Consider the following 8,838-nt stretch of genomic DNA (forward strand, 5'->3'; position numbering starts at 1 on the left):
GTGTTGAGCGTCCTGAAGAAACCCAGCGTCATTCCCGGATTCGGCCTGACGATGGGCTTCACCCTGGCCTATCTGGGGCTGATCGTGCTTCTGCCGCTGGCCGCGCTGGCGGTGAAGGCCGCCGGGCTCGGCTGGGCCGGATTCTGGAACGCGGTCCTGACCCCGCGCGTCCTGGCCGCCTTCGAGATCAGCTTCGGGCTGTCGCTGCTGGCCGCCGCGATCAACGCGGTGTTCGGCTTCGTCGTCGCCTGGGTGCTGGTCCGCTACCGCTTCCCCGGCGCCAAGATCGTGGACGCGCTGGTCGACCTGCCCTTCGCCCTGCCCACCGCGGTGGCCGGCATCGCGCTCAGCGCGCTGTACGCGCCGAACGGCTGGATCGGCCAGCTGCTGATGGACTGGTTCGGGCTGAAGGTCGCCTTCACCCCGCTGGGCATCGCGATCGCGCTGACCTTCATCGGCCTGCCCTTCGTAGTGCGGACGGTGCAGCCGATCCTGCAGGACCTGCCGCCGGAGGAGGAGGAGGCCGCCGCCTCGTTGGGCGCCACACGCTGGCAGAGCTTCCGCCGAGTCGTCTTCCCGTCGCTGTTCCCGGCCCTGCTGACCGGCTTCGCGCTGGCCTTCGCCCGCGGGGTCGGCGAATACGGGTCGGTCATCTTCATCGCCGGAAACATGCCCGGCGTGTCGGAGATCGTGCCCCTGCTGATCGTGATCAAGCTGGAGCAGTACGACTACGCCGGCGCCGCCGCCGTGGCGACGCTGATGCTGGCGGCGTCCTTCCTGCTGCTGCTGATCTTGAACCTCCTGCAAGCCTGGATGAGGTCGCGCCATGCTCGCTAAGACAAGCGGACAGCGTCCGGCGCTGGACGACCGCAGTTGGGTGCGCGGGCTGCTGATCCTGTCGGCGTTGGCCTTCCTTCTGCTGTTCCTGGTGCTGCCGCTGGTGTCCGTCTTCGTGGAGGCGTTCCGGCGCGGCGTCGGCGCCTATTGGGACGCGTTGATCGAGCCCGACGCGTTGTCGGCGATCCACCTGACGCTGATCGTCGCGGCCATCGCCGTGCCGCTGAACCTGGTGTTCGGCGTCGCCGCGTCCTGGTGCATCTCCAAGTTCGACTTCCGCGGCAAGGGCCTGCTGATCACGCTGATCGACCTGCCCTTCTCCGTCTCGCCGGTCATCTCCGGCATCATCTACGTGCTGCTGTTCGGCCTGCACGGGGTGGTGGGGCCCTTCCTGAAGTCGCAAGGCATCCAGATCATCTTCGCGGTGCCGGGCCTCGTGCTCGCCACGATCTTCGTCACCTTCCCCTTCGTCGCGCGCGAGCTGATCCCCCTGATGCAGGAGCAGGGAACGGAGGAGGAGGAGGCCGCGCTGGTGCTGGGCGCCAGCGGCTGGCAGACCTTCTGGCGGGTGACGCTGCCCAACATCAAGTGGGGCCTGATGTACGGCGTCCTGCTGTGCAACGCCCGCGCGATGGGCGAGTTCGGGGCCGTGTCGGTCGTTTCCGGCCACATCCGGGGCGAAACCAACACGATGCCGCTGCACGTCGAGATTCTCTACAACGAATACAACTTCGTCGCCGCCTTCTCGGTGGCCTCGGTGCTGGCCATGCTCGCCCTCGTCACGCTGGTGGCGAAGACGGCCCTGGAATGGCGCTTCGGGGCCGAGCTGGCCGCGACCCGGCATTGAGGCGACGTCAGGCCATGGCAATCCAAGTCTCCGGCATCACCAAGCAGTTCGGCCACTACCGCGCGCTCGACCAAGTGGACCTGGAGGTCCGCTCGGGCGAGCTGCTGGCCCTGCTCGGCCCCTCCGGTTCGGGCAAGACGACGCTGCTGCGCATCATGGCGGGGCTGGAAAGCGCCGACTCCGGCAGCCTCCAGCTGCACGGGGAGGAGGCGCTGGGCCTCAGCCCGCGGGAACGGCAGGTCGGCTTCGTTTTCCAGCACTACGCCCTGTTCCGCCACATGACGGTGTTCGACAACGTCGCCTTCGGCTTGAAGGTGCGCCCGCGGGCGCAGCGCTTCGGGCGGTCGGAGATCAAGCGCCGCGTCATGGAGCTGCTGGAACTGGTGCAGCTCGCCCATTTCGCCGACCGCTACCCGGCGCAGCTCTCGGGCGGCCAGAGGCAGCGCGTGGCACTGGCCCGCGCGCTGGCCATCGAGCCGAAGGTGCTGCTGCTCGACGAGCCGTTCGGCGCGCTCGACGCCAAGGTCCGCAAGGAGCTGCGGCGTTGGCTGCGCAAGCTGCACGACGACATCCACATCACCTCCGTCTTCGTCACCCACGACCAGGAGGAGGCGCTGGAGCTGGCCGACCGCGTCGTGGTGATGAGCCAGGGCCGCATCGAACAGGTGGGCAGCCCGGCCGACGTCTACGACCACCCGGCTTCGGCCTTCGTCTACGAATTCCTGGGCCAGGTGAACCGCTTCGACTGCACAGTGGCGGACGGTGTGGCGCGCGTCGCCAACGGCGCCTTGGCGATTCCGACGGAGAATGGGGTGCAGGGCGAGGCCATCGCCTACGTCCGCCCGCACGACCTCGGCCTCAGCCCCAGCGCGGGCGGCCCCGGCCGGGTGTCGGGCATCCATGTGGTCGGCCCCGACGCCCGGGTGGAGGTCGACCTCGCCGGCCTGACGCTGGAGGCGGAAATGGACCGCGAGCGGCTGTCCTTCCTCGGCCTGCGCCCCGGCGACCGCTGCGCCGTGCACATCGACCGCGCACGGGTGTTCCCGCGGCGGTGAGCGGGGAGGTGCGGGCGCCGGGCCCCCACCCTAACCCTCCCCCATCTTCGACGGGGGAGGGGACTGCCGCCGTTCTACGACCAAAGCCCCTCCCCCCGCGAAGTGGGGGGAGCAACCGTGTTTTCTGGGAGGTGGTGAGTGAACCGGGGGTGCTCCCTGTCAAGGCTCGCGCTGGCGCGCGCCCGCCCTGCGGGCGGCTGCGGCCTTGACCGGTCCGCGCCCCCGGTTCGCTGGGCTGGGCATGTGGTCGGCGGCGAGCGCCGACCGTCGGCCTCTAGGCGGTCTGCTCGTGCCAAGTTTGGTGGTGGGCGAGCATGGCGTTGAGGCGGACGAGCAGTTTGCGCATGCAGGCGACCAACGCCACCTTGGGCTTCTTGCCGCAGGCGATCAGTCGAGCATAGAACCGCGCCAGGACGCCGCGGCCACGGACGGCGCTGGTCAGCGTCGCCATATACAGCGCCCGGCGCACATCGGTGCGCCCGCCGGCGATGTGGCGCTCGCCATGGTGCTCGCCGCTGTCGGCGGCATAGGGCGCCACCCCCACCAGCGCGGCGATTTTGGCGCCGCTCAGTGCCCCCAATTCGGGCAGCCGAACCGCCAGGGTCGTCGCCGTCACCGGCCCAATGCCCGGGGCGCTCTGAAGCGCGGCGACGCGCTCTCCGAGCGCCCTGTCGGCCGCCACCCGCCGGGTGATGAGCGCTTCCACGGCGGCCACCGCCTGGTCCAACGCCGCGAGCGCGCCGCCGACGGTGGCCTCGGCCTCCCTCGGCAGGCCGACCGCCGCTTTGCGCAGATCGGCACTCTGATCGACCAACCGCCGGCGCAGACGCAGCAAGCCGGCCAACGCCTCCCGTCCGTGGTCGGGCGCCGTGGGCGGGCCGTCGATCAGGGTAGCGGTGAACTCGGCGATCAGCGGAGCATCGATGGCGTCCGACTTGGCACGCCGGCCCTTGGCCTTGGCAAAGTGGCGCACGCGGGCCGCATCGAGGACGTGAACGGCCAAGCCGGCCGCGCCCAGGTCGTCGCGGACCGGGCGCTCGTAGCCGCCGCTGGCCTCGACCCCGACGCGGGCGAGACCGCGCTCGCGGATCCAGGACGCCAGCGCGCTCCGCCCCTCCGAGGTGTTGGCGACGCGCAGGCGGGCCGGGCCGGGGAACAGGGCGGCATCGAGCCAATCCCGGCCACAATCGAGGCCGACAGACGGGATCAGGTGTGTCATCCTTGCGCTCCTTCCTTGTGCTGCGGGGTCACGCCCCAAGCAACCGTTCGGTCTCCAAGGAAGGTTGACCGCCCCAAGCTCCCCCACGGCTTTGAAGACGGGTTGGTAACGGGGTCGGTCAACCCGGCTGGCGCGCGGCCGCGCGCCAGCCGGGTTTCACTCTAATGCTGTTCCAACATACAAGGTTGGGAGGGGGCCCAGCGCAACCACTCCTCACATACCCACCATCACACCCCCTTAACAATCCTCGTCACCCCTTCGCGGAACGCCGTGGCCCCGCCGTTCGCCGGATGGCGCACGGCGGGCACAGTCGTCCCGTGCTCGGCCAGGCGTCGCCGCGCCGTTTCCCCGACGGCAATCACGCGGGCGCCTGGGAACAGCGCCAGGAAGGCGTCCAGCAGGTCCGCCTGCTCCGCCACCTCGCGATCGGTGGGGGTGCGGTTGGTCAGCGGCTCCCCCGGCCGGTGCGGGTGGAAGGCGAAGCTGTTCCACAGGGCAAAGCGGTCGGCGGGCCGGCCGAGGCCGAGCAGCGTCGTCCACACGATCGTCGCCGTCGGCTCGCAGAAGCCGCCCGTGCGCTCCGCCGCGCTGCGGGCGATGGTGTCGGCGCTGGTGCGGCGCTTCGGGCCGGCGAACACGGCCTCGTGCGGCACCTGCCGCTTGGCGCCGAGCAGCGTGCGTTCGCAGGTCATCGGCACGCCGCTGAAGCGGGCGCCCTGGTAGCCCACGGCCTCGGCGACCAGCACCAGATCCGCCCGACCGACCCGGGCCGCCAGATAGGCCCTAAGGTTGGCGAGCCGGATGTCCGGCGCATCGCGGCTGATGTCCACCCCCGGCGTCCAGTCGGTCCAGGGGCGGAACACGCCGGGGCCGACCGGCCGGCGGCGCAGGGTGTCCAGGAAACGGTCCAGGCTGTCCATGGGGATCATCCGGCCAAGCTCGTCCGGCGAGGCCGGTCGCTCGTCATATCGGGTGGGGAAAACCGGCGGGCGGCACCCGCCGGGTGTAGTCATTTCGACCATAGCCCAGGTCCCGTCCGGAGCGGGGGCTAATTCCGAAGCCGGAACTGTACCGCTATTGCTTTTTGACGATCCGCGGCAACACCGTGTTGTCCCTTCCGCATTGCACCCAAAGCTGGAGAAGCGGATGGAGCACCCCGGAATGTCGCAGGCACCCCGGCACGAGGGAGTCTGGATCGGGGCAAGGGTTGGAGCGGGCGCCCCGTCCGGATCCCTGTCGACACAGTCGCTGGCGATGGCGCTGCCGCTCGCCATCATCCTGGTCCTGCTGGTGCTGCCCCTGCTTCTGGTGGACATGCCGCCGATGCTGGACTACCCGAACCATCTGGCGCGGGTGGACGTTCTGCTGCATTTCCGCAGCGATCCGTTCCTGGCGGAGCATTACACGGCGTCGCTGACTCCCGTGCCGAACCTGCTGATGGAAGCGGTGATGCTGCCGCTGGCCAGCGTCCTGCCGCTGTACGTCGCCGGGCGGCTGTACGTGGCACTGGCCGCGGTGCTGACCATGGTCGGCGTGCTGATGCTGCACCGGACGCTGTTCGGCCGCTGGAGCCTGTGGCCGCTGTGCGGGGCGCTGTTCGTCTACAACGCCACGCTGATCGGCGGCTTCATGAGCTTCTCGCTCGGCATCGCCTTCCTGCTGATCGGCCTGTCGCTGTGGCTCCGGCTGGAGGGCAACCGCTGGCAGCTCCCCGTGGCGGCGGTGTTCGCCCTGTTCCTGTACTTCTCCCACGCCATCGTGCTGGGCTCCTACGCGCTGTGCCTCTTCGCGGTGGAGGCGACCAAGTATGTCGGCCCCGGCCGCAAGCCGATCACCGTCGGCAACGTCGGGCGCGACGCGCTGCGCTTCGCGGCGCTGTTGGCCCTTCCGGTCCTGCTGTTCGCCGTGACGGTCGGGACGCAGCTTCTGCACTCCGACGCCGCCGCCGTGGGCGCGCAGGACCAGTCGCCGCTCCTGCTGCTGAAGCAGATCTACTGGCGCCTGAAGAAGCTGACCGAGTTGAAACAGTGGGGCTACCGCATCAACGACATGCTGGCTCCGGTGCTGAACTACAACACGCTGCTCGACGCCGTGACGCTGCTGCTGGTCGTGGGCGGCGTGGCCGTCGCGGCGCTGACGCGGCGGCTTCGGGCGTCGCGGGCGATGCTGGTGGCGGCAGTTTTGTTCGCCGTCTGCTTCTTCGTGGTGCCCGACCCGTTCTTCGGCACCTATTTCGTCTCCATCCGCTTCTGGATCCTGGCGGCCTTCCTGCTGGTCGCAGGCACCGACATCCGCTTCGGGAGCCCGCGCGCCGCGGCGGTCTTCGCAGTCGGCCTTCTCGGCCTGCTGACCCTGCGCACCGGCGTGTTGCTGTCCAACTGGTACGGCTACCAGGACGACGTGGCCGACCTGCGTCGGGCCGAGGAGCGGATCGAGCCGGGCAGCCACGTCCTGCTCGTCTGGGCCGGCGAGCAGGCCGGTTGCTGCAACACCAAGGAGTTCGTGCAGACCCAGCCGCCCTGGCGGTCCGCCCTGGTGGCGCTGCCCAGCCTGATCCACCTGCCGTCGCTGATCACCATCGAGCGGCGCGCCTTCGTGCCGACCCTGTTCAGCCACCCCGGCAAGCAGCCGCTGACCGTGACCCAGCCCTTCCGCGACCGCTGCATGGCGATCTACGAGGGCGTGCCGGTCGACGTTCGCCTGCTCGACCACCCGGAACTCGCCACCCAGCGCGACCATGTGGAGCCCTGCGCGCATTATCTCGGCTGGCGGGACAAGTACGACTATGTGCTGCTGATGTTCTCCAACACCTTCCACCAGTTCGGCCTGAAGCCGCCGGCGGGGGTGGAGGAGCGCTACCGCGGCACGGTCTTCGACCTGTGGAAGGTGAAAAAGTGATGCCGCCGAGCCGATGAACGGGCCTATTCCGTTCATCGGCTCGGCGGAGCGCCCGACTGGGCGCCGCACCTCGTGGTGCGGAAAAGCCTGCGTGGCGTTTGAACGCAATACGGCAAACCAATTCATTGGCTTGCCGGTATGACTCAGGCCGCGTTGTCCTGGCTGTCGTCGCTGGCGGTCCTGGCAAGGTCGGCGTAGCCGCGGTCGCGCACGGCCTTCAGGCTGCGGTCCACGGCCTCGGCCTCCACGCCCGCGCTGCGCAGCACGAGGCTGGCCATCTGGAGGCTGGCCTCGATGGTCTCCGGCACCACGGCGGTGGCGCCGGCCCGCGTCAGCGCGGCACCGCGCTCCAGGTCGTGGGCGCGGGCGACGATGGTGACGCTGCGGGCGGTGCGGCGGATGGAGTCCAGCGCGCGCTCCGCCATCTCCGGCCGGTTGACGGTGATCACCGCCGCCCGCGCCCGCTCGATGCCGGCGGCGCGCAGCACGCCGACCTGGCTCGAATCGCCGTAATAGACCGGCAGCCCTTCGGCCCGTGCCCGGGCGACGCGCTGCGGGTCGAGGTCAAGCGCGACGAAGGGAATGTTGTGGTCCATCAGCAGCCGCGCGATGGCCCGCCCGACGCGCCCATAGCCGGCAATGAGCACGTGCCCCTTCAGGTCGTTGGTCTCGATCCCGAAAGCCTCGGCGCCCAGCCGCGCCTCGATGGCCTGGGCGAGCCGGTGAGCCAGCAAGCCGATCAGCGGCGTCACCGCCATGCTCAGCGCGACAGAGGAGGAGAGCAGCAGGCCGGTCTCGGCGTCCAGAACCGCCAAACCCGTGGCCTTGCCGACCAGCACGAAGGCGAACTCGCCCCCCTGCGACAGCAGCAGCCCGACCCGCAGCGCGGTGGCCAGCCCCAGCCCCGACAGCCGGCACAGCGCGAACAGCAGGACGCTCTTGCCGGCCAGCAGCGCGGCGGTCAGCGCCAGGATGTCGTCGGCCCGCGCGACCATGGCCGGCAGGTCCAGCGTCATGCCGACCGTCATGAAGAACAGGCCGAGTAGCAGGCCGCGGAACGGCTCGATGTCGGCCTCCACCTGATGGCGGAAGGCGGTGTCGGCCAGCAGCATGCCCGCCAGGAAGGCGCCCAGCGCCATGGACATGCCGGCCTCGGCGGTCAGCCAGCCGACCGCCAGGACGACGAACAGGTTGGCGGCGGTGAAGACCTCCGGGCTCTTGGCCGACGCCACGAACTGGTAGGCCGGGCGCACCACGAACCGGCCCAGCAGCATGATCACGCCCACCGCCGCGACCGCCTTCGCCGCGGCGAGCGCCAGCGCCTCCGGAATGCTGGTGTCGCCGCCGGCCAGCAGCGGCAGCAGGGCCAGCAGAGGCACCACCGCCAGATCCTGGAAAATCAGCACGGCGACGGAGATGCGGCCGAAGCGGGCCACCGTCTCCCCGCGCTCCACCAGCAGCTTCAACACCGTTGCGGTGGAGGAAAAGGCCAACATGCCGCCGATCACCAGCGCGGCCGCCGCGCTCTGGCCCAGCGCCAATGCCGCGCCGCCGATGGCCGCGCTGGTCAGCAGCACCTGCATCAGCCCCAACCCGAAGATGTAGCGGCGCATCGCCCGCAACCGGGACAGCGGCAGTTCCAGCCCGATGGCGAAAAGCAGGAACACCACTCCGAACTCGGACAGGACCTGCGGCAGCTCGACGTCGACTACCGGCCCCGGCGTGTGTGGCCCCAGCAGGGCTCCCGCCACCAGATAGCCCAGCACCGCGGGGATGCGCAGCCTTTGGAACACCGGCACGATCACGACCGCGGCCAACAGAAGGAACAGAATGTCGAGAAGAAGGCGAGGGTCGTGCATGGCCGCAATCGGTGGGGTGGCGGGCGGAGCATTCGCTCCGGTCGGGGCACGCCCTGTATGCGGCGGGAACGCCGGTCACCGCAAGCGCACCGGCACCCCGGAATGCAATGTTCACAAAAGACG

The 8,838-nt window shown here is 69.9% G+C and carries 7 protein-coding genes; 4 read left to right on the plus strand and 3 right to left on the minus strand.

Annotated elements, in window-relative coordinates; all coding sequences use genetic code 11:
• Positions 1–51 precede the first annotated feature (51 nt).
• From cysT to M2351_RS44620, 3 genes are read left to right on the plus strand one after another with little or no spacing between them, the layout of a single operon-like run.
• Complete coding sequence (cysT, locus tag M2351_RS44610; RefSeq protein ID WP_406567509.1) at positions 52–837, plus strand: sulfate ABC transporter permease subunit CysT; 786 nt, start codon at positions 52–54, stop codon at positions 835–837.
• A complete protein-coding gene (cysW, locus tag M2351_RS44615; RefSeq protein WP_264662357.1) occupies positions 827–1,684 on the plus strand; it encodes a sulfate ABC transporter permease subunit CysW in 858 nt (285 codons plus the stop codon). The genes cysT and cysW overlap by 11 nt, the downstream gene beginning before the upstream one ends.
• 14 nt (positions 1,685–1,698) lie before the next feature.
• Positions 1,699–2,739 (plus strand): sulfate/molybdate ABC transporter ATP-binding protein, encoded by a 1,041-nt coding sequence (locus M2351_RS44620; RefSeq protein ID WP_264662358.1) that lies wholly within the window; start codon positions 1,699–1,701, stop codon positions 2,737–2,739.
• A 274-nt stretch (positions 2,740–3,013) separates the two neighbouring features.
• On the opposite strand, the gene M2351_RS44625 is transcribed toward M2351_RS44620, so the two are convergent.
• Both M2351_RS44625 and M2351_RS44630 read right to left on the minus strand, forming a co-directional pair.
• Positions 3,014–3,958: an IS110 family RNA-guided transposase gene (locus M2351_RS44625; protein WP_264655227.1), complete on the minus strand. Its 945-nt coding sequence runs from the start codon at positions 3,956–3,958 to the stop codon at positions 3,014–3,016.
• Between the two features lie 227 nt (positions 3,959–4,185).
• Positions 4,186–4,878, minus strand: a complete 693-nt coding sequence (locus tag M2351_RS44630) for a uracil-DNA glycosylase (protein WP_264662359.1) — start codon at positions 4,876–4,878, stop codon at positions 4,186–4,188.
• Positions 4,879–5,119: 241 nt separating this feature from the next.
• On the opposite strand from M2351_RS44630, the gene M2351_RS44635 reads away from it, so the two are divergent.
• Positions 5,120–6,856, plus strand: a complete 1,737-nt coding sequence (locus tag M2351_RS44635) for a hypothetical protein (RefSeq protein ID WP_264662360.1) — start codon at positions 5,120–5,122, stop codon at positions 6,854–6,856.
• A gap of 143 nt (positions 6,857–6,999) precedes the next feature.
• Here the strand turns inward: M2351_RS44635 and M2351_RS44640 are convergent, their stop codons facing one another.
• Positions 7,000–8,715: a monovalent cation:proton antiporter-2 (CPA2) family protein gene (locus M2351_RS44640; RefSeq protein WP_264662361.1), complete on the minus strand. Its 1,716-nt coding sequence runs from the start codon at positions 8,713–8,715 to the stop codon at positions 7,000–7,002.
• Between the last annotated feature and the right edge of the window lie 123 nt (positions 8,716–8,838).

This window comes from Azospirillum canadense (genome assembly GCF_025961225.1).
Lineage (GTDB): Bacteria > Pseudomonadota > Alphaproteobacteria > Azospirillales > Azospirillaceae > Azospirillum > Azospirillum canadense.

Coding starts and splice junctions, on each gene's coding strand:
- cysT (WP_406567509.1), top strand. CDS start 52: ATGGGCTTCACCCTGGCCTATCTGGGGCTGATCGTGCTTCTGCCGCTG.
- cysW (WP_264662357.1), top strand. CDS start 827: ATGCTCGCTAAGACAAGCGGACAGCGTCCGGCGCTGGACGACCGCAGT.
- M2351_RS44620 (WP_264662358.1), top strand. CDS start 1,699: ATGGCAATCCAAGTCTCCGGCATCACCAAGCAGTTCGGCCACTACCGC.
- M2351_RS44625 (WP_264655227.1), bottom strand. CDS start 3,958: ATGACACACCTGATCCCGTCTGTCGGCCTCGATTGTGGCCGGGATTGG.
- M2351_RS44630 (WP_264662359.1), bottom strand. CDS start 4,878: ATGGACAGCCTGGACCGTTTCCTGGACACCCTGCGCCGCCGGCCGGTC.
- M2351_RS44635 (WP_264662360.1), top strand. CDS start 5,120: ATGTCGCAGGCACCCCGGCACGAGGGAGTCTGGATCGGGGCAAGGGTT.
- M2351_RS44640 (WP_264662361.1), bottom strand. CDS start 8,715: ATGCACGACCCTCGCCTTCTTCTCGACATTCTGTTCCTTCTGTTGGCC.